Source organism: Actinocrinis sp., assembly GCF_035650855.1.
Classification (GTDB): Bacteria; Actinomycetota; Actinomycetes; order Streptomycetales; family Catenulisporaceae; genus Actinocrinis.
The window spans coordinates 1-22,868 of sequence record NZ_DASRGV010000082.1 but is presented as its reverse complement, the minus strand read 5'-3'; the positions used below and the strand labels follow the sequence as shown (position 1 = coordinate 22,868).

23 protein-coding genes are annotated in these 22,868 nt (G+C 72.6%); 15 read left to right on the top strand and 8 right to left on the bottom strand.

Annotated elements, in window-relative coordinates:
- Positions 1–96: 96 nt before the first annotated feature.
- On the bottom strand, positions 97–1,272 hold the full coding sequence (locus VFB40_RS06610) for a PucR family transcriptional regulator (RefSeq protein ID WP_324848404.1): 1,176 nt from the start codon (positions 1,270–1,272) through the stop codon (positions 97–99).
- Positions 1,273–1,464: 192 nt separating this feature from the next.
- Here VFB40_RS06610 and VFB40_RS06605 point away from each other — a divergent pair, with 192 nt between their 5' ends.
- Positions 1,465–2,391, top strand: coding sequence for a proline dehydrogenase family protein (locus VFB40_RS06605; RefSeq protein WP_349261367.1), 927 nt, complete (start codon positions 1,465–1,467; stop codon positions 2,389–2,391).
- 53 nt (positions 2,392–2,444) lie between these two features.
- Positions 2,445–4,070 carry an L-glutamate gamma-semialdehyde dehydrogenase gene (pruA, locus tag VFB40_RS06600; RefSeq protein WP_324848402.1) on the top strand — a complete coding sequence of 542 codons (1,626 nt, stop codon included), beginning with the start codon at positions 2,445–2,447 and terminating at the stop codon, positions 4,068–4,070.
- Between the two features lie 100 nt (positions 4,071–4,170).
- On the opposite strand, the gene VFB40_RS06595 is transcribed toward pruA, so the two are convergent.
- From VFB40_RS06595 to VFB40_RS06565, 7 genes are all read right to left on the bottom strand, one after another.
- Positions 4,171–4,644, bottom strand: coding sequence for an STAS domain-containing protein (locus tag VFB40_RS06595; protein ID WP_324848401.1), 474 nt, complete (start codon positions 4,642–4,644; stop codon positions 4,171–4,173).
- A gap of 271 nt (positions 4,645–4,915) precedes the next feature.
- Positions 4,916–5,293: a thioredoxin gene (gene trxA / locus VFB40_RS06590; protein ID WP_324848400.1), complete on the bottom strand. Its 378-nt coding sequence runs from the start codon at positions 5,291–5,293 to the stop codon at positions 4,916–4,918.
- A gap of 118 nt (positions 5,294–5,411) precedes the next feature.
- Positions 5,412–6,245 (bottom strand): urease accessory protein UreD, encoded by an 834-nt coding sequence (locus VFB40_RS06585; protein ID WP_324848399.1) that lies wholly within the window; start codon positions 6,243–6,245, stop codon positions 5,412–5,414.
- Positions 6,242–6,964 (bottom strand): GTP-binding protein, encoded by a 723-nt coding sequence (locus tag VFB40_RS06580; RefSeq protein WP_324848398.1) that lies wholly within the window; start codon positions 6,962–6,964, stop codon positions 6,242–6,244. The genes VFB40_RS06585 and VFB40_RS06580 overlap by 4 nt, the downstream gene beginning before the upstream one ends.
- Complete coding sequence (locus tag VFB40_RS06575; RefSeq protein ID WP_324848397.1) at positions 6,954–7,658, bottom strand: urease accessory protein UreF; 705 nt, start codon at positions 7,656–7,658, stop codon at positions 6,954–6,956. The genes VFB40_RS06580 and VFB40_RS06575 overlap by 11 nt, the downstream gene beginning before the upstream one ends.
- 111 nt (positions 7,659–7,769) lie before the next feature.
- Positions 7,770–8,393, bottom strand: a complete 624-nt coding sequence (locus VFB40_RS06570; protein ID WP_324848396.1) for a nucleotidyltransferase family protein — start codon at positions 8,391–8,393, stop codon at positions 7,770–7,772.
- Positions 8,390–10,249, bottom strand: a complete 1,860-nt coding sequence (locus tag VFB40_RS06565) for a PucR family transcriptional regulator (RefSeq protein ID WP_324848395.1) — start codon at positions 10,247–10,249, stop codon at positions 8,390–8,392. Before VFB40_RS06565 ends, VFB40_RS06570 begins: the two co-directional genes overlap by 4 nt.
- Before the next feature lie 299 nt (positions 10,250–10,548).
- On the opposite strand from VFB40_RS06565, the gene uraD reads away from it, so the two are divergent.
- From uraD to VFB40_RS06500, 13 genes are all read left to right on the top strand, one after another.
- Positions 10,549–11,130 carry a 2-oxo-4-hydroxy-4-carboxy-5-ureidoimidazoline decarboxylase gene (gene uraD / locus VFB40_RS06560; protein WP_324848394.1) on the top strand — a complete coding sequence of 194 codons (582 nt, stop codon included), beginning with the start codon at positions 10,549–10,551 and terminating at the stop codon, positions 11,128–11,130.
- Positions 11,130–11,504, top strand: a complete 375-nt coding sequence (gene uraH / locus VFB40_RS06555; protein WP_324848409.1) for a hydroxyisourate hydrolase — start codon at positions 11,130–11,132, stop codon at positions 11,502–11,504. Before uraD ends, uraH begins: the two co-directional genes overlap by 1 nt.
- 1 nt (position 11,505) lies before the next feature.
- Positions 11,506–12,411, top strand: a complete 906-nt coding sequence (pucL, locus tag VFB40_RS06550; protein WP_324848393.1) for a factor-independent urate hydroxylase — start codon at positions 11,506–11,508, stop codon at positions 12,409–12,411.
- Positions 12,412–12,484: 73 nt separating this feature from the next.
- Positions 12,485–13,360: an FAD binding domain-containing protein gene (locus VFB40_RS06545; protein WP_324848392.1), complete on the top strand. Its 876-nt coding sequence runs from the start codon at positions 12,485–12,487 to the stop codon at positions 13,358–13,360.
- A gap of 53 nt (positions 13,361–13,413) precedes the next feature.
- A complete protein-coding gene (locus VFB40_RS06540; protein ID WP_349261366.1) occupies positions 13,414–13,914 on the top strand; it encodes a (2Fe-2S)-binding protein in 501 nt (166 codons plus the stop codon).
- On the top strand, positions 13,911–15,317 hold the full coding sequence (locus tag VFB40_RS06535) for an 8-oxoguanine deaminase (RefSeq protein ID WP_324848390.1): 1,407 nt from the start codon (positions 13,911–13,913) through the stop codon (positions 15,315–15,317). The genes VFB40_RS06540 and VFB40_RS06535 overlap by 4 nt, the downstream gene beginning before the upstream one ends.
- Before the next feature lie 43 nt (positions 15,318–15,360).
- Positions 15,361–17,685 (top strand): xanthine dehydrogenase subunit D, encoded by a 2,325-nt coding sequence (gene pucD / locus VFB40_RS06530; protein WP_324848389.1) that lies wholly within the window; start codon positions 15,361–15,363, stop codon positions 17,683–17,685.
- On the top strand, positions 17,678–18,652 hold the full coding sequence (locus VFB40_RS06525; protein WP_324848388.1) for an XdhC family protein: 975 nt from the start codon (positions 17,678–17,680) through the stop codon (positions 18,650–18,652). The genes pucD and VFB40_RS06525 overlap by 8 nt, the downstream gene beginning before the upstream one ends.
- Positions 18,653–18,698: 46 nt before the next feature.
- Positions 18,699–19,193: an allophanate hydrolase-related protein gene (locus VFB40_RS06520; protein WP_324848387.1), complete on the top strand. Its 495-nt coding sequence runs from the start codon at positions 18,699–18,701 to the stop codon at positions 19,191–19,193.
- 2 nt (positions 19,194–19,195) lie between these two features.
- A complete protein-coding gene (gene allB / locus VFB40_RS06515; RefSeq protein ID WP_324848386.1) occupies positions 19,196–20,686 on the top strand; it encodes an allantoinase AllB in 1,491 nt (496 codons plus the stop codon).
- On the top strand, positions 20,683–21,759 hold the full coding sequence (gene alc, locus VFB40_RS06510) for an allantoicase (protein ID WP_324848385.1): 1,077 nt from the start codon (positions 20,683–20,685) through the stop codon (positions 21,757–21,759). The genes allB and alc overlap by 4 nt, the downstream gene beginning before the upstream one ends.
- A gap of 89 nt (positions 21,760–21,848) precedes the next feature.
- The gene (locus VFB40_RS06505) at positions 21,849–22,325 is read left to right on the top strand and encodes a nitroreductase family deazaflavin-dependent oxidoreductase (RefSeq protein WP_324848384.1); all 477 of its coding nucleotides are present in this window, start codon (positions 21,849–21,851) and stop codon (positions 22,323–22,325) included.
- 4 nt (positions 22,326–22,329) lie between these two features.
- Positions 22,330–22,868: SDR family NAD(P)-dependent oxidoreductase (locus VFB40_RS06500; RefSeq protein WP_324848383.1), on the top strand; the 539-nt coding region annotated here is incomplete at its 3' end.

Genomic DNA, 22,868 nt, shown 5'->3' with positions numbered 1-22,868 from the left:
GTCACATTAACTCAACATTCTGCTCCGATAACGGACACCCGGGTGAGGCTTCTGTCAAGAGGCGCATTTACGACAGGGCGGATCGCGGCGCGTGGCTCAGTGATCCAGACCGGGCAGCAGGGTCAGCGCCAGGTGCAGTTGCAGCCGGTCCTGGCCCGAGTCGAGGCTCAGGCCGCTGATCCGCTCGATCCGCTCCAGCCGGTGGTAGAGGGTCTGCCGGTGGATGCCGAGCGCCTGCGCGGTGCGTTGCGCGCTGCCCGCCGAGTCCAGGTAGGACTTGGCCGTACGCACGAGCTCGGGGCCGCCTTCCGCCAGGAGCGCCGCCACCCCGGAGGTGAGCACCGCCTCCCGCAACGCCGCGTCCGTGCCCGCGCCGAGCAGCCGGTGCACACCCAGTTCCGGCCACTCCAGCACCAGCGGCGCCGCCGCGTTCCGGCTCGCCGCGACGCGCGCCGCGATCCGGGCCTGCAGCCAGCTCTCGCGCGCCTGTACGAGGCCTGCGACCGCGCCGCCGATGCCTGCCGCCGGCGTCGGGACCGATGCTCCGGCAATCGACGCGGTGAGCGCGGCGAAGGCCGAGCGGGTGATGCCGCGCGCGGCGGCCAGGTCGCCGGGCGCGGAGAGCGGAACGATGAACGTCGACGCGTGCTCGCCGGAGCCGACCAGGATCGTGCGCGGCAGCCGCCAGGCGTTCACGAACACCGGGTCGCCCTTGCCCGCCGAGCGCACCGCGACCGCGGCCACCGGCGTACCCGGCGGCATCGACCAGGATTCGGCGATCTCCTCGGCCGCCCGCGCCCGCGTCTCAGGGTACGTCGACAGCAGGTCGCCGACCTTCCAGCCCAGGTCCTCGCGCAGCCGCGAGCGCCGCGCCATCTCGCCCCCGGCCCGCGCGGCCGCCGCGACGAGCTCCGGCAGCGGCATCGGGTGACCGTTGCCCGCCCCGGCCTCCGGGTCCTCCAGCAGCCACAGATATCCGTAGGTGACGGACTGCCAGCGCACCGGGATGCACAGCCGGCCGAGCAGCCCGCGCGCCGGATCGGGCGGGATGCTGACCGGACCCGGCGCGTGTGCGATGCCGAACGACTCGAAGTACCTGCGCACCTCCGCCGTCGCGCGCCGGTGCATGATCGAGTCCTGGCGTACCGTGTCGCCCGGCCGCTGATGCGCGCTCACCGCGACCAGGTTGAACTCGCGGTCCTCCAGCGTCACCGGGGCGCCCGAGATCAGTGCCGCGCCGTCGACGAGGTCCTGCAGGTCCGGCCCGATCACGGGTCACCTCCATCTCGTCAGTGCTGAGCGGTTGTCCGATGTGCTCGGTATTGCCTCATACAAGTGTATGAGAAATTCATGCCTTCGCCTCGACATGGGTATCTCGTCGGGCCGACCCGGCTTTCGTACCGTGGGCCTGTAGTCCGCAGCCGACCCGTCCTGATCCCCATCCGCAGGAGGCAAGCAGTGCCCGTGCTCTCGTCCTTCTTGCTCAAGGCCTCGCGCAGCCCCCGGGTGCGCAGCGCGATCGTCGGCATCCCAGTGACCCGGCGCGTCGTGGACCGCTTCGTGGCGGGGGAGAGCATCGAGTCGGCGATCCGCGCCGTGCGCGCCCTGCGGGCCGACGGCCTGACCGTGACGCTCGACCACCTCGGCGAGGACACCCGCGACGCCGCCCAGGCCACCGCGATCCGGGACGCCTACATCGAGCTGCTGACCGTCCTGCACCGCAACGGCCTGGCCGACTGCGCCGAGGTCTCGGTCAAGCTCTCCGCGCTCGGCCAGGCGCTGCCCGACGTCGGCGAGAAACTGGCCCTGGAGAACGCGCGGGCGATCTGCGAGGCGGCCGCCGCGGCCGCCACGACGGTGACCCTCGACATGGAGGACCACACCACCATCGACTCGACGCTGCACATCCTGCGCGAGCTGCGCCAGGACTTCCCGTGGGTCGGCGCCGTGCTCCAGTCGATGCTGCTGCGCACCCCGCAGGACGCCCGCGACCTGGCCTATCCCGGCTCACGGGTCCGGCTGGTCAAGGGCGCATACGCGGAACCCCCGGAGGTCGCGCACGCGCGCAAGGCAGAGGTCGACGCCGCTTACCTCAAGTGCGCCGAGATTCTCATGGCCGGCGGCGGTTATCCGATGATCGCCAGTCATGACTCGCGCATGATCGCGGGGGCCAAGTGGGCCTCGCGCGACGCGCGCCGCGAGCCCGGCGAATACGAGTTCCAGATGCTCTACGGCATCCGCGCCGACCTGCAGCGCGAACTCGCGCGCCAGGGCGAGCGGGTGCGCGTGTACGTGCCTTTTGGTACGGATTGGTACGGGTACTTCATGCGCCGGCTCGCCGAGCGCCCCGCGAACGTCGCCTTCTTCCTGCGCGCCCTGCTCGGCCGCTGAGCCGCAGCCCGGGCAGACCACTTACCCCAAGAGCGATTCACCCGAGGAGCCCCATGGACGCCGTCACCCAGGTCCCCGCCCCCGTGAACGAGCCGGTGCTCGGCTACGCCCCGGGCAGCCCGGAGCGCGAGAAGCTGGTGCGCGCCCTGGGCGACCTCGCGGGCCACCCGGTCGACCTGACCATGACCATCGGCGGCGTGCAGCGGATGGGCGGCGGCGGCAAGCTCGACGTGGTCCAGCCGCACGAGCACCGCTCCGTGCTCGGCACCCTCGCCGAGGCCACCGAGGACGACGCGCGCGCCGCGATCGACGCCGCCGCAGCGGCCGCCCGCGACTGGCGCGCCCTGTCCTTCGACGACCGCGCCGCGATCTTCCTCAAGGCCGCCGACCTGCTCTGCGGCCCCTGGCGGGCCACCCTCAACGCCGCGACGATGCTCGGACAGTCCAAGACCGCACAGCAGGCCGAGATCGACGCCGCCTGCGAACTGGCCGACTTCTGGCGCTTCAACGTGCACTTCGCCCGGCAGATCCTGGCCGAGCAGCCGATCTCCGGCCCCGGGGTGTGGAACCGTACCGACCACCGGCCGCTGGAGGGCTTCGTCTACGCGATCACCCCGTTCAACTTCACCGCGATCGCCGCCAACCTGCCCACCGCCCCCGCGCTCATGGGCAACACGGTGCTCTGGAAGCCCTCGGTCACCCAGCAGTTCTCCGCGCACTTCCTGATGCGGCTGCTCGAGGCCGCCGGCCTGCCCCCCGGCGTGATCAACCTGGTGACCGGCAGCGGAATCCCGGTCTCCGAGGTCGCGCTGCGCCACCCCGACCTGGCCGCGATCCACTTCACCGGCTCCACCAAGACCTTCCAGCACCTGTGGCGCACCGTCGGGGAGAACATCGCCTCGTACCGCACCTACCCGCGCCTGGTCGGCGAGACCGGCGGCAAGGACTTCGTGCTGGTACACCCCTCCGCCGACCCCGCGACCGTCAAGACCGCGCTCACCCGCGGCGCCTTCGAATATCAGGGCCAGAAGTGCTCGGCCGCCTCGCGCGCCTACCTGCCGCGCGCGATGTGGAACCGGCTGCGTGACGACCTGGTCGCCGAGGTCGAGGCGCTGACCATGGGCCCGGTGACCGACCTGTCCAACTTCATGGGCGCGGTCATCGACCGGCGCGCCTTCGACAAGCACAAGGCCGCGCTCGACCGGGCGCGCGCCACCGAGGGCATCACGATCGAGGCCGGCGGCACGTACAGCGACGCGACCGGCTACTTCGTCCGCCCGACCGTGCTGACCGGCGCCGACCCCGCGGACGAGATCTTCACCACCGAGTACTTCGGCCCGATCCTGTCCGTCTTCGTCTACGACGAGCCCGACTTCGGCAAGGTCATGGAGCAGATCGACGGCTCCTCGGCGTACGCGCTGACCGGCTCGATCATGGCCACGGACCGCGCGGTGATCGCCGAGGCGGCCGAGCGGCTGCGCTTCGCCGCGGGCAACTTCTACGTCAACGACAAGCCGACCGGCGCCGTCGTGGGCCAGCAGCCGTTCGGCGGCGGCCGCGCCTCGGGCACCAACGACAAGGCCGGGTCGGCGCAGAACCTGCTGCGCTGGACCAGCACCCGCTCGATCAAGGAGACCTTCGTCCCGCCGACCGACTACACCTACCCGCACATGCGCTAGTCGCCGGGCTGGTCGGCACTTCCCGGGTCCGCGCCGTTCCCGCCCGGGTCCGGGAAGTGCGGGTCCTGAGTCATGTGCTCAAGCTCGACCAGGGTGAGGATCACGCTCCGCCGGACTCGCCGCCGGGGCGTACAGGCGCAACGCCGTGCCGTTGGCCTCGTGCGCGGCGCTCTGCCGGTGCAAGACGGCCACTCCCGCGCTCGCCAGATGGCTCACTCCGGTCAGGTCCACCCTCCAGAGCCCGCAGACGGTTCGGGAAAACCGCCAGCAGGTGCCGCGCACCGGCGACCTCGATGACCCGATACACGGCGCGGGAGGGCACCACCCGCAGCGGTGAGCCCCATCGCGGGCCGCCGTCGTTCGCCGCGAGCAGCACCCGCAGCCCGCTCGCGTCGAAGAACTCCACGTCCGCCAGGTCCGCGACCAGCGGCACACCCGGTTCCCTGCCTCGCTCGAGGGCCGCGGACAGCTGCGCGCAGGTCGACATGTCCACCTCGCCGCCGACGTCCACGACCTGGCAGCCGCCTTGCGAGGACACGGCGATCCGTAACCGCTGCACGGGCGTCACCTCCACGCCCCTCCCGGCCCCACCCAACGCGAAACGAAGCCCTGCTCAGGGCTTGACGCACCCACCGTACCGACGATGGGCGGCCGGCCACAGACCCCGGAGCGGACTTCCTGCGGATGGCCCAACCCGAAAGCCGGACGCGAAAGGCGGCGCGGCGCGGAAAACGCTCTTCAAGCGTTTCCGCACCGCGCCGCCCGGCCCGCGAACGTGCCGCTCCTATCGCCCGGTGCTGACTTAGGAGCGGAGCTGACGTAGGCGCCGGGTCGACTTAGGCGCCCTATTTCTGGGCGTTCTCGGCGGCCTGGGCCTCGATCTGCCGGCGCACGTCGTCCATGTCCAGCTCGCGCGCCTTGCCGATCAGCTCCTCGAGAGCCGGCTCGGGCAGCGCCCCGGCCTGCGAGTACACCACGATCCCGTCCCGCGCGATCATCAGCGTCGGGATCGCGGAGATGTTGAACGCCCCGGCCAGCTCGGGCTGCGCCTCGGTGTCGACCTTGCCGAAGGTGATGTCCGCGTGCCGCTCCGACGCGCGGTCGTAGATGGGCGCGAACATCCGGCACGGACCGCACCAGGACGCCCAGAAGTCGACCAAGGTGATGCCGTCGCCCGACACGGTCTGCTCGAAGTTCTCCGTGGTCAATTCGACCGTCGCCATCGCACTCTCCCTGTCCGGCGTTTGCCCTCATCAACATACCCGCGGCCCGTCGCATTCCCCGCGCATACCGCGCCGACTGGCTCGAAAGAACCCGGAGCAGGCAGCTGCCGCGCCATCGCTACCGCGCCGCGTCGAGGACGCGGGAGAGCGCCGCACCGTCCGCGGCCGCGGCGCTGATCAGCACCCCGGGACCGGACAGGCGCATGGCCGCGACGGCGACGCCCGGGTCGTCCTGCGCCGTGACGCCCGGGTAGTCAGCGTGCGGCGACGGCTCGCCGGCCCAGGCGGGATCGACGATCAGCATCACACCCACCGCGCGATGCCCGCCGCTGCCGGCCGGCCCGAGCGAGCCGGGGTGGCGCGGACCCATCGCGACCTCGCGGTCGAGCAGGACCCTCCCGGCCCGCACCACCCGCAGCCGCGTCGAGACCGAGCCGGGTTCCTCGCCGTCGCGGCCGAGGACCAGCTCGTCGCGCCACACGAGCCGGGCGTCGGCGGCCAGCTCGACCCTGGCGAAGGTGCGGTGCCGCGCGCCGCGCGCGGCGACCAGCGCCTGCGGCGACCAGTACAGCGCGCCGCCCTCACCGACCCGCGCCTGGATCTCCAGGCTCGACTCGCGCCCGTTCGGGCCGGGCAGCGCGATCGACGCGGAGACGCCGTGCACCTCCAGCCGCGCCCCGGGACCGAGGTCGACCGAGCAGCGCAGCGCGTCCCCGCCCAGCGGGCCGGCCGAGCCGCCGACCAGGCACACCTGGGCCGGGGCGGGCGCGCCGTCGCCGCCGCCGTGCCCGCTGAGCAGGTCCGGGCCGGAAAGGCCGGCGAAGCCGGGACCGAAGCCGGAGCCGCGTCCGGTCACGCGCCGCACCAGCAGCGGCGCCTCCCCGGCGAGCGTGGTCAGCCTGGTCGTGCCGTCGGGCTGGCGACGCGCGACGATGCGTGCAGATGCCCTCACGAGCCGGCCGCCTCACCGCCGGGACCGGTCGTCGAGCCGGCGGCCGCGCCAGCAGTCGCACCGGCAGCAGCCGCGGCCGTGAGCCTGCGCTCGGCCAGCAGCTTCCTGATCCAGTCGGCGATCGCCGGAGCGCCCGGGTGCTCGGCGAGCGAAACGAACACCGTCGGGGCCTCGCCCCTCCTCGCCGCGGCATCCCGGCGCAGCACGTCGAGGTCAGCGTGCACCGGCCCGGCGAGATCCGTCTTGTTGACCACCAGCAGGTCCGCGTTGGTGACGCCCGGGCCCGCCTTGTGCGCGGTACGGTCCCCGGCCGCGACGTCGAGCACGAACACCGCCCGGTCGGTCAGGCCCCTGCTGAACGTCGCGCCGAGATCGGTGCCGCCGCTCTCGATCAGCAGCAGGTCCGGAGCGAAGCGCGCCTCCAGCGCCGCGGCGGCGTCGGCGTTGGCCCGGATGTCGTCGCGGATGGCGGCCTGCGGGGCGCAGCCGGACCGCACCGCGGCGATCCGGTCCGGTTCCAGCGCGCCGTGTCTCAGCAGCAAGTCGGTGTCCGTCTGCATGTCGGGGTCGTTGAGAACCACGGCCAGGGAAAGCTCGGCGCGCAACGCGGAGCAGAGTCCTGCGATGAGGGTCGTCTTTCCGGAGCCGACCGGTCCGCCGACGCCGACGCGCAGCGTGCCGCGGTTCTGGTGCTCGCCCTGCGGAACCTCACGAGGCAAAGAGACGCACCTCCCAGGTCCGGCGGTGCTCCGCGGAGATGCTCAGCAGCGGCGCGCAGACCGCGGGCAGCTCCTCGACCGGGCCGCGCGCCGCCTTGGCCGCGGCGGCCGCCACCTGCTCCACCTGCCCGGCCAGGGAGGCCAGCACGGCGGTGACGGAGTCCGGGTCGAGCCCGAGCAGCCGCGTCGCCGCGTGCGCCGGACCGGTGATCGACCCGAGCGCCGCAGCCGAGGACGTGCCGCCGGGGTCGAGCCCTGCTACCGCCGCGGCCGCGCCGAACGCGATCGGCTGGTGCGGGCCGTCCGGGTGCAGCGCGGCGACCGCGTCGAGCAGCACGCTCGGCCATCCGGCCCGCACCGCGCGCAGCAGGTGCCGCCCGAGGGCGCGTGAGGTTTCGCGCTGCCGCGCCGAGGGCGTGCGCGCGTCGTACTCCTCGTCCAGCGCCGCGGCCTCGCGGGACTGGAATCCGTCCTCGCCGACCACGACCCCGCCGCTCAGCTCCAGCGCCGCCGCCGCGGCGAAGGCGGCACAGGTGAGGCCGACGCTGGTGAGGCGGCCGAGCAGGAAGGCGCGCAGGGACTCGGCGTCGTACACGCGGCCCGCCGCGACGGCCGCCTCCAGCCCGCCGGAATGCGCGTGCATCCCGCCGGGCAGGCGGCTGTCGGCCAGCAGCAGCAGAGGAATCAGGCTCATTGGAGGAAGACAGTATCGGTATCAGGCGTCACCGGTTGGACAGCGGCGACGGCGTGTGCCGGATGAATGACGCAGCGGCACGCGGGGGGACCGTTGCGCGAAGCCGCGGCGTCACGCGTTGAGGTCCGCTGGCGCGTCGAGGTCGCGCGGATCGGCGAGAGCGTCGCAGGGGACGAGGACGAGCTGCGCGGCGTTCGCGGCGAGGAAGGCTCGCGCGCCCACGTCGCCGACCGCGCCCCGCTCCGCCGCGGCCCAGTGCTCGCGGCCAAGCAGGACGGGATGGCCTCGCTGACCCGCATACGACGCGGCGGCCAGTCGCGCGCCACCGCGCCATGCGGCGAGCACCGCGTGTACCGCATCCGCGCCGACCATCGGCTGGTCGACGAGGAGGACGAGCGCCGCGTCGATCGGTACGGCCTGCGCATCATCGAACTCTGAGCCGAGCGCGGCCAGCCCGGCCCGCAGCGACGAGCCGACGCCTTCATTCCAGCCCTGATTGACCACGACCCGGGCCCCGCGAAGGTCGGCGCGCTGCCGCACCTGCTCGGCCGCCGCGCCCAGCACCGCGACGACCTGCCCGCAACCGCCCGCGCGCGCCGTGTCGATCGCGCGCTCGATCAGCAGCCGGCCCCGGAACTCCAGCAGCGCCTTCGGCCCGCCCATCCGCGTTCCGGCCCCGGCGGCCAGGATCAGCGCGGCGGCGCCGTCGCCGGGGCCTTCGCCCGCGGCCGTCATCGCGCCCGCAGCGCGAGATAGAAGTCCACCTGGTGGTCGAGCCTGGCCAGATCCCGGCCGGTCAGCTGGTTGATCTTCTCGATCCGGTACCGCAGCGTGTTGACGTGGATGTGCATCTCGTGCGCGCACCTGCTCCATGAGGCCGAACAGCCGAGGAACCGGTCCAGCGTCTCCTCCAGCTGCGAATGGTGCCTGGTGTCGTACGCGCGCAGCGGACCGAGCAGCCGGTCGCGGTACCCGCGCCGCAGCTCGTCCGGCACATGCGCGAGCAGCACCAGGTGCGAGGCCAGCTCGTCGTGCTCGGTCAGCTCCAGCCGGCCGGGGCGGCGCATGGCCAGCCGCAGCGCGAGCCGGGCTTCCTCGATCGCCCCGGCCAGGTCCGCGGCCTGGGTGAACCGGTCGCTGAGCCCGACCGCGACGCGGCTGCGGCCGAGACCGGGGGAGAGGGCGGTGAGCCGGGCGCGCAGGGTCGCCGCCGTCGCGGACGGAGCCCGGGCGGAGGCCGTGGTCGTCGCCGTTGCGGCCGCTGTCGGCGCGCCGGAGCCGGTCGGACCGGAGGGAGCGTCGCCGCGCGTGCCCGCCTCGCCCTCGGAAGCCGTCGGCGTCAGCAGAAGAGGATCCGCGCTGAGCGCCACCGCGTATGCCGCGCCGAGCCACGGATCGCCGCTCGCGCCGTCGTCCCGCGCCGAGCGCGCGTCGCGCCTGGCCTCCTCGTCCGGCTCGTTCGGCGGCGATCCGGCGCTCGGGCCGAAGACCGCGATCGGCACCGGAGTCTGCGCCTCCGCCGCCTCGACCAGCACCCGCGCGAGCCTGCCGACCTGCGGCCCGCCGACCCCTCCGGACACCGTCCCTCCGGATACCGCGCCCGCCCCGCCGTTCCCGCCGTTCGAGCCCGGCGCGCCGTTCGCGACCGTGACCGCTACCGCGATCGCCCGCAGTCCCGCGGCCGGATCGAGACCGGCGACCGTCAGCCGCGCCCCTATCTCCGCGGTCGGCCCGGCCGCGGCCGCCAGGGTGACCAGCTCCCGGCCGACCCGGCGCAGCGCCCGCTGCCCTTCCGCCAGCCGGGCCCGCTCCGCGCCGATCAACCGCGCGGCGCTCCGGGCCGCGTCCCGGCGCTGCCGCGGCCACGCCCGCCAATCGCCCTCGAACAACGCGTACCAGTCGGTGACCGGCGTGCCCGGCCGCCCGGGCACCGTGTACACCGAGTACGCCCGGCCGCGATACTCGACCAGCCGCTCCGGCTGGGCTGCCGTCCGCAGCGCCTCGCGCGCGATCGCCGCCCGCGCCGCCGCGCTCGGCTGCTGCCCGTCGTGCGCCGCGACCAGCTCGCCGGCCGCGGTGATCACGCCGCAGGCCATCCCGGTCTCCTGCGCGATCAGCCGCACGATCCCGGACATGCCCTGCTGCGCCTCGGCGGCCACCAGCCGGCGGTGCCTGGCCAGCAGCTCGCCCGCGTCCCCCGCCCGCTCGGCCGAGATCCGCCGGGAGATCCACTCGGTCAGGTCCGCGAACGCCAGCTTCGCGGGCACGTGCAGCAGCGGCACCCCGTAGCGGGTGCAGGAGGCCAGCAGCTCGCGCGGCAGCGGCGCGTCCGTCGTGTCCCCGGCCGCCAGGCCCGCGCAGCCCGCCTTCGCGATCGCGCCGACGAACAGCTCGCAGTGCTCGGTCGCGGACTTGCGCTGGTCGGCGAGCCACACCAGTCCGGAGACCACCAGCTCGCCGCCGCGCAGGTAGCGGCTCGGGTCCGGCAGGTCGGTCACCATCACCGAGCCGAGCTCGCGGTCGAGCCCGGGCGCGCCGGTGACCGGCGTCAGCCCCGGCGGCGACGCCTCGACCAGGTCCCGTAAGCGCATCCGAGCAGTTCCCCTCGTCCGCGGGCAGACCGCCTCTCACGGCTGGATGTCGCGGCCTTACCAGTCACCCTAGCCGCCTGGGCTTCTCGTAGGAACCTCCAACGCCAGCGTGCCGCCGCGGTTCGCCGCTTCGTGCCATCGGCCCATGGATGCCGAGGTCAGCGGGGGATTGACTGGGCTGCGAGAGGTGACCGGATCGGACAGCGGCCGCGGACGGCCGCTGCGGCGGCGGTGCGCGAGGGCGCGACTGCTCGCGGACGAGCGTGCTTGCAGCCGCAGGGCGTGAACGGATGTGGCCGGTGGGCGTGGTGGCGCGGGAGTCGGGTGCGGGCGCGAATGTGGGCGCGCCCGCGTCCGTGCGCACCGGGCTGGCCCGCTTCAACGCTTTGCCGGAGGGTGACGCCGGGAATGCGCTCGGCACCTGCTGCGCTGCGCGGCGCTGGATCGCCGCGATGACCGCCGCCCGGCCGTTCGCCGAGGACGCGGACCTGCATCGGGCCGCGCAGGCTCAGCTCGCCGCGCTCGACTGGTCCGCCATCCTCGAAGCGCTGGCGGCGCATCCCCGCATCGGCGAAAGGGCCGCCGGCGCCGGGCGTGAGGCGGCGTGGTCGCGGGCCGAGCAGGCCGGCGCCGCGCACGCCGACGCGCGGACCGCGGCGCGACTCGACGCGGCGAACGCCGCCTACGAGGCCAAGTTCGGCCATGTCTACCTGATCCGCGCGACCGGACGCACCGCGGCGCAGCTGCTCGCCGCCGCGCTCGGCCGCCTCGAACACGATGAACCGACCGAACAGGCGGTGGTGCGCGATGAACTGAGCCAGATCGTACGGCTGCGGCTCGACAAGCTGCTTCTCGGCCTCGCGGAGGGGACCTGGTCGTGATGGTGAGCCTGTCCACACACGTACTCGACGCAGCTCTCGGACAACCGGCCGCCGGCCTGTCCGTTCGCCTCGAGGCCGCCACCGAGCGCGGCTGGGCCACTCTCGCCGAGACCCGCACCGACCGAGAGGGTCGCGTGCGTGAGGCGTTCGCCGGCCTGGATCTCGGTGTCGCGGCGCCGGCGGCGGACGGCGGCGGCGCGGGCGGGACGTACCGGCTGGTCTTCGACACCGCGGGCTACTTCGCGGCGCGCGGCGTCAAAGAGTTCTTCTATCCGGAGGTGGCGGTCGGTTTCCGGATCACCGACGCGGCCGCGCACTACCACGTCCCGCTGCTGCTGAGCCCCTTCGCCTACTCCACCTACCGGGGAAGCTGACGTGCTGTATCAGAGGTCGAGTTCTGTCGTCCTCGGCCCGGCGCGCTACGGCAAGGCCGAGGTGCGCATCGTGCACGTCTCCAGAAACGGGGCCGAGCACGCGCTCAAGGACCTCGCCGTCAGCGTCGCGCTCAGCGGCGACCAGGCCGACACGCACCTGACCGGCGACAACGCCAAGGTGCTGACCACCGACGCGCAGAAGAACGCCGTCTACGCGCTCGCCAGGCAGCACGGCGTGGCCACCGCGGAAGAGTTCGCGCTGCTGCTCACCCGCCACTTCCTGAGCACCTGCCCGTACATCGGCCACGCGCGGATCGCCGTCGAGGAGTACGCGTGGGACCGCATCCCCGGCGCCGAAAGCCGGCACTCCTTCGTGCGCGGCGGCCGCGAGGTGCGCACGGTGCTCGTCCACGCCGACGCCGACGGCCGCAGCACCGTGGTCAGCGGCCTGAAGGACCTGGTCGTACTCAACACCGCGGGCTCCGAGTTCCACGGCTTCTACAAGGACGAATACACCACGCTCGCGGAAACCACCGATCGCGTCCTGGCCACGGCGGTGGACGCCCGGTGGCGTCACACCGATTCGGCTGAGTCGGCACCGGAGGCCGATTGGGACAAGTCCTACGCGCGTGCCCGCGCCGCCCTGATGACAGCGTTCGCAGACACGCACAGCCTCTCCCTGCAGCAGACCCTCTACGCGATGGGGGAGCGGCTGCTGTCGCAGGACGACCGGGTCGCGGAGGTCAGACTCGTCCTGCCCAACCGGCACCACTTCGCCGTGGACCTCGCGCCGTTCGGCCTGACCAACGAGAACGAGGTCTTCTACGCCGCCGACCGGCCGTACGGCCTGATCGAAGGCACCCTCTCCCGAGCCGGTGCGCCGCCGGACCCCGGTGCCTGGGAGTGACCGGCGACCAGAAGAGGACGGCGACCGGAAGAAGAAGGCGACGAGAAGAGGAAAGGCAGGAGCGGCGCGACCGATGGAGTTCTTCGCCCCCACCAGCTGGGCCGAGGCCCTGGAGACCAAGGCCGCGCGCCCGGACGCCGTGCCGATCGCGGGCGGCACCGACGTGATGGTCGAGCTGAACTTCGACCTGCGCCGGCCGAGCGCCCTGCTCGACCTCGGCCGGATCAGGGAGCTGAAGGAGTGGGACGTGGTCGGCGGCACGGTCCACCTCGGCGCCGCGGTGCCCTACGCGCGGATCATCTCCGACCTGGCCGACCGCCTGCCCGCCCTGGCGATGGCCGCGCGCACGGTCGGCTCGCCGCAGATCCGCAACCGCGCCACCGTGGGCGGGAACCTGGGCACCGCCTCTCCCGCCGGCGACGCGCATCCCGCGCTGCTGGCCACCGGGGCCGTGGTCGAGGCGGAGTCCTTCCGCGGCGTGCGGCACATCCCGATCGGCGGCTTCTTCACCGGGGTCAAGCGCTCGGCGCTGGCGTCGGACGAGCTGATCCGCGCCGTGCTCATCCCGACCGCGGCCGGGCCGCAGCAGTTCGCGAAGGTCGGCTCCCGCAACGCGATGGTGATCGCGGTGTGCTCCTTCGCGCTCGCCCTCGACCTGGACCGGCGCACGGTCGGCACCGGCATCGGCTCGGCCGGGCCGACACCGCTGGCCGCCCGCGCTGCGGAGCGCTTCCTGGCCGGGGCGCTGGACTGGACGAACCTCACTGTGCCGGTCTCGGCGGCGCGCCGGTTCGGCGAGCTGGTCGCCGACGCGGCCAGCCCGATCGACGACGTACGCGGCACGGCCGCCTACCGCCGCCACGCGCTTGCCGTGCTGGCGACCCGCGCGTTGCGCTGGATCCGCACTACCGGTGCCGCCGACCGAGACAGGGAACCCGTTCCGGCATGACAGAGCCCGCAATGAACGCCTCCATCGTGAACGCCTCCATCGTGAACCACGCCATCGACCTCACAATGACGATCAACGGCAGCGCGCGCAGGGCCAGGGCGGTGCCCGCCGGAATCAGCCTGCTTACCGCCCTGCGCGAGCACTTCGACCAGCCGGGCACGAAAAACGCGTGTGAGCAGGGCGAGTGCGGGTCCTGCACCGTGTATCTCGACGGTGAGACGGTCTGCTCCTGCCTCGTCGCGGCCGGGCAGGCTCAGGGGCGCGAAGTCCGTACCGTGGAGGGGCTCGCCGAGGATGGCGTGCCCGATGCGGTACAGCGAGCGTTCATCGAATGCGGTGCGGTGCAATGCGGCTTCTGCACCCCGGGCCTGATCGTCGCAGTACACGATCTCGTTCACGATGCGCGTCCAGCCGATCGGCTCGACGACGCGATGATCCGCGAAGCGCTGGCCGGCAACCTGTGTCGCTGCACCGGATACGAGAAGATCATCGAGGCGGTGCACCGGGCCGCTGCAGAGCTTCGTGCCGCGCACGAGCAGGTGAGCGCCAAATGATCGAGAACACCAGCCCGGCGCTCATCATCGAGGGCTGCGCCATCGCGACCGTCGACGCCGGCAACACCGAATACCGCACCGGGCACGTGATCGCGACCCATGGCGTGATCAGAGCCGTCGGCCCCGGACCCGCGCCGCGCGAGGCGAAGCTCGCTCCCTCGGGCGGCGGACCGGCGCCGCGCGTGGTCGACGGCTCCGGCTGTCTGCTCACCCCGGGCCTTGTCAACACCCATCATCACCTTTACCAGTGGATCTTCCGCGGCCTCGCCCAGGATTCGACCCTCTTCGACTGGCTCACGCACCTCTACCCGCGCTGGGCGCGCATCGATGAAGAGGCCGTATACGCCGCGGCCCAGGCGGGGCTCGGCTGGCTTGCGCTCACCGGGTGCACCACCAGCAGCGACCACCACTACCTCTACCCGCGCGGCCGCGGCGACCTGCTCGGCACGACGATCATCGCGGCGCGCGGAATCGGCCTGCGCTTCGACCCGACCCGCGGCTCGATGGACCGCGGCGCCTCCGCCGGCGGCCTGCCCCCCGACGAGGTGGTCGAGGACCTGGACACGATCCTGGAGGCCAGCCAGGACGCCATCGGCCGCTACCACGATCCGCGCCCGGGCTCGCTCACCCGCATCGCGCTCGCGCCCTGCTCGCCGTTCTCGGCCAGCAGCGAACTGATGATCCGCACCGCGGAACTGGCCCGCGGCACCGGAGTCCGGCTGCACACCCACCTCGCCGAAACCGCCGACGAGGAAGAGTTCTGCACCGCGCAGCACGGCTGCACCCCCGCCGAATACGCCGAATCCCTCGGCTGGCTCGGCCCCGACGTGTGGCTGGCCCACTGCGTGCACCTCTCCGACACCGCCGTCAAACGCCTCGCGGCCACCGGAACCGGCGTCTCGCACTGCCCGAGTTCCAACGCCCGGCTCGGATCCGGACACGCCCCCGTCAAGGCCCTGATCGACGCCGGAGCGCCGGTCGGGCTCGGCGTCGACGGACCCGCCTCGCAGGAGGCCGGAATGCTCGTCGAGGAGCTGCGCTCCGCGCTCTATGTCTCCCGGCTGCGCGCCGGGGCGCCGGATCCGGACAGCGCGCTCGACGCTCGGGCGGCGCTGCGTCTCGGCACCATCGGCGGCGCACGACTGCTCGGCCGCGCCCACGAGATCGGATCGCTCGAGGCCGGCAAATGCGCCGACCTCGCGCTGTGGCGCCTCGACGGGCTCCCGCACGCCGACATCGCCGACCCCGTCGCAGCCCTCGTATTCGGCTCCCCGCCCCCGCTCAAGCTGCTGACCGTGCACGGCCGGCCCATCGTCGAAGACGCGCAGCTGCTGACCGCCGACACCGCGCAGCTGGCTCGTGCGGCGCGGTATGCCAGCGACCGGATGAGGGCCGCAGGCTGAGCAAACAAGCCGGGGGAGCAGGCTGAGGAAAGGAGCGCAGGCCATGAACGGCAACGGTCGCCGGCAACGTCCCGGCGGCGTGGGCGACAGCCCTCTGAGACCCGACGCGGCCGCGAAGGCGCTCGGCACCTTCGAGTACGCCTCCGACCTGAGGGCCGAAGGCATGCTGTACGGCGCGACGCTCCGCAGCCCGCATCCCAGAGCCCTGATTAAGCGCGTCGACACCACGCCCGCCCTCGCCCTGCCGGGAGTGCGTGCGGTGCTCACCCACGAGGACGTGCCGGGCTGCAAGTTCTACGGCCTGATCGTGCAGGACTGCCCGGTGCTCGCCATCGACCAGGTGCGCTATCACGGCGAACCGGTCGCGATCGTCGCAGCCGACGACGCGGAAACGGCCCAACGCGCCGTGAACGCGATCCTCGTCGAGTACGAAGTCCTCCCGGCGGTCACCGATCTGCGCAGCGCACTCTTCGATCCGGCCAGCCCCCGTGTGCATCCCGGCGGGAATCTCGTGCGCCACCAGCCGATCCGGCGCGGTGATCCGGCCGATCCGGCCGTCCGCGCGCTCGCCGACGTGGAAGTCACCCGTGAGTACCAGGTCGGCATGCAGGACCAAGCGTTCCTCGGCCCCGAAGCAGGGCTCGCATATCCGACGGCCGACGGAGGCGTGGAGCTGCACGTCGCCACGCAGTGGCTACACGCCGACCTCGAACAGATCGCACCCTGCCTCGCCCTGCCGGAACCGAGAGTGCACATGGCGCTCGCTGGCGTCGGCGGAGCGTTCGGAGGCCGCGAAGACCTATCGGTGCAGATCCACGCCGCGATGCTCGCCCTGCGTACCGGAAAACCGGTCCGGATGGTGTACAACCGGCAGGAGTCATTCTTCGGGCACGTTCATCGTCATCCGGCGATCATGCGCTACACGCACGGAGCGCGACGCGACGGCACACTCGTCTACGTCATCGCCGAGATCCTGCTCGACGGCGGCGCCTACGCATCGACCACCGAAGCCGTCGTCGGCAATGCGTCCTCCCTCGGCGCCGGACCGTACGAAGTCGAACACGTCGCGATCGACGCCTACGGCGCCTACACGAACAATCCGCCGTGCGGCGCGATGCGCGGCTTCGGCGCGGTACAGGCGTGCTTCGCCTACGAATCACAGATGGACGCGTTGGCTGCGGCCCTGGGCATGCACCCGCTCGACTTTCGCGCGCGCAACGCAGTGAAACAGGGATCGACTATCGCCACCGGCCAAGTGATCGACTCCCCGGCGCCGCTGTCGGAGATGTTCGAGCAGCTGCGGACCATGCCTATGCCGCAGGCGCCGGACCGCAAGGCGCTGCTGCCGGGCGGCTACGGCAACACCACGCACGGCGAGGGTGTGCGGCGAGGCGTCGGCTACGGCGTCGGGATCAAGAACATCTGCTACTCAGAGGGCTTCGACGACTTCGCCACCGCGCGCGTGACCCTCACCCTCGAACGCGGCGAGCCGGTCGCTCGCGTGCACACCGCGGCGGCCGAAGTCGGCCAAGGGCTGGTCACGGTCCAGGGGCAGATCGCGCGCACCGAACTCGGCGTCGAGCAGGTGACGGTCGAGCGCGCGGACACACGCGTCGGCTCATCAGGGTCCTCATCCGCCTCCCGGCAGTCGTACATGACCGGGGGAGCGGTCAAGGCCGCATGCGAAGCGGTCCGCGACCGTGTCTTCGAAACTGCGCGCGAACACGGCATCGGCGTGCCGCAGGGCTCTGCGTTAATCGGCGGCAAGATCGTTTCAATGCTCGGAGAACCCGTCGCCGACCTTGCCGACGTCCTCGGCGACGGCACGATCGAGGAGACCCGCGAGTACCGGCACCGGCCGACCGGACCGCTCGACCGGCTGACCGGGCAGGGCAGCTCACACGTCCAGTTCGCCTTCGCCGTGCACCGCGCGGTCGTCGACGTGGACGTCGAGCTGGGCCTGATCCGCGTCGTGCAGCTCGACGTCGTGCAGGACGTCGGCCGGATACTCAACCGGCTGGCCCTCGAAGGGCAGATCCAGGGCGGCACGGCGCAAGGGCTCGGCCTGGCCGTGCTGGAGGAGATCGTCACGGCCGACGGGAAGGTGCGCAATCCGTCCTTCACCGACTATCTGATCCCCACGATCCTCGACATGCCGCCGCTCGGCATGCGGATCCTGGAGCACCCCGACCCGGCCTCGCCCTACGGCCTGCGCGGCGCCGGCGAACCGCCGACGCTTTCCTCGACGCCCGCGATCGCCGCGGCGGTGCGCGACGCGACCGGCCTCGCGCTGACCCGCGTGCCCATCCGGCCCGAGCACATCGCGCTGCACGAGCCGCACGAACAGGAGGCGAACGCGCATGCGTGACCTGGAGGAGACCCTGCGCTGCTGGCACACCCGCGGTGAGCCGTACGCCCTCGCGACCGTCACCGCCATCGCCGGAAGCGCACCGCGCGACCTCGGCCCGGCGTTCGCCGTGGACGCGGCGGGAACGGCGGCTGGCACCGTATCAGCAGGCTGCGTTGACTCCGACGTGTACGAACTTTGTCTCGCTGTACTGGACACGGGACGGCAGGCGCGCCGCCGCTTCGATCCCGACGGACAGGGCGAGCCGTTCGCGCCGCGGCTGCCGTGCGGCGGCTCGATCGAAGTCGCGGTCCGGAGAGTCGATCCGCGCACCGACCCGCTGCCGATCGCCGAGCCGGCCGCCGACGAGCGCCCACGCCTGTTGATCTTCGGCGCGGTGCAGTTCGCCGACGCCCTCGCGACGGCCGGGAAGTTCCTGGGCTACCACGTCACGGTGTGCGACGCGCGGCCGGTCTTCGCGACGCGCGAGCGCGTGCCGGATGCGGACGAGGTGGTCGTCGAATGGCCGCATCGCTATCTCGCGCAGACTTCGATCGACGCCCGGACCGCGATCTGCGTGCTCACGCACGACGCGAAGTTCGACGTGCCGGCGCTCGTCGAGGCGCTGCGGTCCGAGGCCGGTTACGTCGGGGCGCTCGGCTCGCGGCGCACCTGTGCGGACCGGGCCGAGCGGCTGCGTGAGGCAGGGGTCGAAGACGAGCTTCTTGCGCGCCTGCACGCGCCGATCGGGCTGGATCTCGGAGGCAGCAGCCCGCAGGAGGTCGCGCTCTCGATCTGCGCCGAGATCGTCGCCGCGACCCACGGCGGCTCGGGGCGGCCGCTGCGAGAACTCGACGGCCCGCTGCATCGCGGGCGCCGTGCCGGCGAAGGAGAGTCCCTCGAATTAACAGGCCCACAGGGATTGGGGATGGGGAGTGGCCAGGAGCGCGGGCGGGGCGGGCGCAGTCGCGCGGCGGGCGCGTCATGACCCCCGCGAGAGGCCGGGGCGCGCGTCGTAGTCCGGTGGGCGCGTCATGACCCTGATGTTCCTGAACGGCGGCGCGATGCGGAGCGGGCCACTGCATCATCTGCTGGCCGGGGCGCGGTTCGTCGGCGTGGTCCGGACGGCGCCCAGATACCGGTTCTACTCAGTCGGCGACCGGTTTCCGGCGCTCGCTGAGCTCCCGGAAATAACAGGCCCACAGGAGGTGGGTGCGGGCGTGGGTGCGGGCGCAGGCGTCCGTACGGATGCGGACGCGGGCGCGAGTACCGGTGCGGGCGGGGGTGTGTCTATAGCGGGTGAGCTGTACGAGGTGCCGTGGGAGGTGCTGCGCGAGTCGTTGCTTCCGGCCGAGCCCGCCGAGCTCGAGCTGGGGGTGATCGAGCTGGAAGACGGCTCCGGCTGCCTCTCGATGATCCGCCGTCGGACGTATCACGAGTCCCCAGGGCTTTACCGCGACATCTCAGACCACGCAGACTGGCGCTCCTACACTGCCATGCCGGCCCCGGCCGGCTCGACGGAGGAGTGAGCATGTCGCCGCGTCGGCGCTTCGACCTGGTTCTGCGATCCCAGCGCGTCGTGCTGCCGGACGGCGAACAACCCGCGGCCGTGTGCGTGTCCGGCGGAGTCGTCGCTGCGATCCTGCCTTATGGCGCCCCGGTCTCGGCCGCCCGAGAGGTCGACCTCGGCTCGCTCGCCGTGCTGCCGGGACTCGTCGACACGCACGTCCACGTCAACGAGCCGGGCCGGACCGAGTGGGAGGGTTTCGACAGCGCGACGCGTGCGGCGGCGCTCGGCGGCGTGACGACGCTGATCGACATGCCGCTCAACTCCATCCCGCCGACCACGACCCCTGACGCGCTGGCCGAGAAGCGGGCCGCCGCGAAGGAGCAGATCTCGATCGACGTCGGTTTCTGGGGCGGCGCGGTGCCCGGCAACCGGTCCGAGCTGGCCGCGCTGTACGACGCGGGCGCCTTCGGGTTCAAGTGCTTCCTGGCGGATTCGGGGGTGCCGGAGTTCCCCGCTCTGGACGCGGTCGAGTTCGAGGCCACGGCGCGGCGGGCCGCGGAGCTCGGCGCCCTGCTGATCGTGCACGCCGAGGACCAGCACGCGCTCGACCAGCGCCGTATCGATCAGCACCGTGGGAACGAGCGCGTCGGGGCGGCGAACTCCGAATCCGGTGGCGCGGCCGCCGCTCAGGCCGCGCCGGTGACCGAGTTCGCATCCTTCCTCGCCTCACGGCCCGACGCCGCCGAGTCAGCGGCCGTGACGCGGGTGCTGGCGGTCGCGCGGCGGACCGGGGCCCGCGTGCACATCCTGCATCTCTCCTCGGCCGAAAGCCTTCCGCTGATCGCGGAAGCGAAGGCCGGCGGCGTGCGGGTCACCGTCGAGACATGCCCGCACTACCTGTTCTTCGCCGCCGAGGACATCCCCAACGCGGCCACTGAGTACAAGTGCTGCCCGCCGATCCGTTCCGCGGCCAACCGAGAGCAGCTGTGGGCCGCGCTTGACAGTGGAGTGATCGACTTCGTCGTCTCCGATCACTCGCCCTGCGCTCCCGAGCTCAAGCAGCGCGCCAGCGGCGACTTCGCCACCGCCTGGGGCGGGATCGCCTCGGTGCAGCTCGGCCTGCCGGTGGTGTGGACCGAGGCCCGGCAGCGCGGCTGGACGCTGGGCCGGATCGCCGAGCTGATGGCGATGCGCCCCGCCGACTTCGTCGGCCTGCCGCACAAGGGGCGCATCGCCGTGGGCTGCGACGCCGACCTGGTGGTCTTCGACCCCGACGCGGAGTTCACCGTGGACGGTGCGACGCTCGCTCACCGTCATCCCGTCACGCCTTATCAGGGCTCGACGCTGACCGGCGTCGTCCAGGCGACGTACCTGCGTGGCCGGCTCGTCGACGACAAACCGTATGGCAAGCTGCTGCGACGGATCATGAGCGGGCCGCGCGCGGCGGCCTCGCCCGAACCCGTCGACGGCGTTGCCGCTGTGGCCACAGAAGGTGAGGCGGTTGGAGCATGAGCGAGGTGCGGGGTTCAAGTGCCGCCGGAGCAGGAACGACGTTCACGGCGCTGCCCGACCTCGCCTCGCGTGCGCTCGGCGGCTCGGTCGTATGGGCCAACGACGAGTTCTTCGCCGACAAGGAGAACCTGATCAACCCCGCCGAGCCCGTCTTCAGCCCCGCGACCTTCACCGCGAAAGGCCAGCAGTACGACGGCTGGGAGACCCGCAGGCGCAGGCCCGGGGCCCCCGGCGTCGCAGGGAACGATCACGACAGCGCGATCATCAGGCTCGGCGCTCCCGGCCTGATCCGCGGCGTCATCGTCGACACGGCGCACTTCCTCGGCAACTACCCGCCCCGCTGCTCGGTCGAGGCGACCTGGTGCGACGGATACCCCTCGCCCGAGCGCCTCTTGGAGGCGGCGCAGTGGACTGAGATCGTGCACTCGTACCCGCTCAGCGGCGGCCACGCGCACCACTTCGCGGTCAACGGCCAAGGGCGCCGCTTCAGTCATGTGCGACTGAACCTCCTGCCGGACGGCGGAGTGGCGAGGCTGCGCGTGCACGGTGAACCGTTGCCCGATCCGGCTTTTCTCGACGGCGTCACCGTGAACCTCGCCGCGCTGGTGGACGGCGCCTATGTCTCAGCGTGTAGCGACATGTACTTCGGCAATGCCAGCAACATGCTGATGCCCGGTCTTGCGCGCACGATGGGCGAGGGCTGGGAGAACGCGAGGCGCCGCGACGACGGCAACGACTGGGCCGAGATACAACTTGTGGGCGAGGGAAGCGTGCGCGTCCTGGAAATCGACACGACGCACTACAAAGGCAACGCACCATACGAGGCGATGGTGTCCGCGGCCAGAGTCGGCGAGGACCGGCAGCCCGTGGCGGAGGACTGGTCGGTGCTGCTGCCCAAGACCGGGCTTCAGCCGGACACCGCTCATCGATTCCTGATTCGGGACGCGGGGCCTGCGACACATCTGCGGCTCGACATCTACCCCGACGGCGGCGTCTCGCGACTGCGGGCGCTCGGAGCGCTGACACCGGCGGCGCTCGACCGGCTCAGGGGTCGCTGGGAGCAGTCCCGGTGATCTGAACGGCGCACCAGCGCCCGGCGCGCCGCGGTCCGCCGCCGTCACGCGCGTAGCCGCGCGGTCGGCCATGATCTACGATGCGGAACATGTCGTTCGCCGGGCGCCTGCGCGCCGTGCCGATCCTGGGTAGCTCAACCTTCGCAGCGGTCGGCAAGCGGGTCTTCCCGCGCGCCGACCTGGCCGTGCAACGAGCGACCGGCGGCCGCTTCTCGCTGTCCGGCACGGTCGGCATGCCGCTGATGCTGCTGACCACCACGGGCCGCCGCACCGGCGAACCGCGGGTGACCCCGGTGACCTACGCCGAGGACTCCGGCGACCTGCTCGTCATCGGCTCGAACTGGGGCCAGGAACACCACCCGGCCTGGGCGCTCAACCTGCGCGCCAATCCGGACGCCACCGCCGAGATCCACGGCCGCCGCATCGACGTCAGGGCGCGCGTGCTCGAAGGCGCTGAACGCGACGCCGCATTGGCGCTGCTACAGCGGGTATGGCCGCACTTCGCCACATACGCGAAGCGGGCCCGGCACCGGGAACTGCTCGTCTTCCGCCTGACCGAGAGGTGATCCGATGACCGACGAGAGCACCGCGCGGGACACCCCGGCAGTCGGCGGCGGCGCGGGCACCGGCGCGGCCCGCCGCCTCGACGGCACCACGGCCGTGGTCACCGGCGCCTCCAGCGGCATCGGCGACGCGACCGCCCGGGCGCTGGCGGCCCGCGGCGCGAGCGTGGTCGCGATCGCGCGCCGGGCCGACCGGCTCGACGCGCTGGTCAAGGAGATCGCGGCCGACGGCGGAACCGCGCTCGCGCTCCCGGTGGACGTCACCGACGGCGACCGGCTGCGCGAGGCCGTCGACACCGCCGCCGGCGCGTTCGGCCACGACCGCATCGACATCCTGGTCAACAACGCCGGGATCATGCTGCTCGGCCCGGCCGCCACCGCCTCGCTCGAGGACTGGCGGCGCATGGTCGACCTGAACCTCACCGCGCTGCTGACCGCGACCCACGCGGCCCTCCCGCACCTGCTGCGCGCCGCGGACAGCGGTCCGCGCCAGGTGGCCGACCTGGTCAACGTCAGCTCCATCGCCGGGCGGGTCGCGCGCCTGGG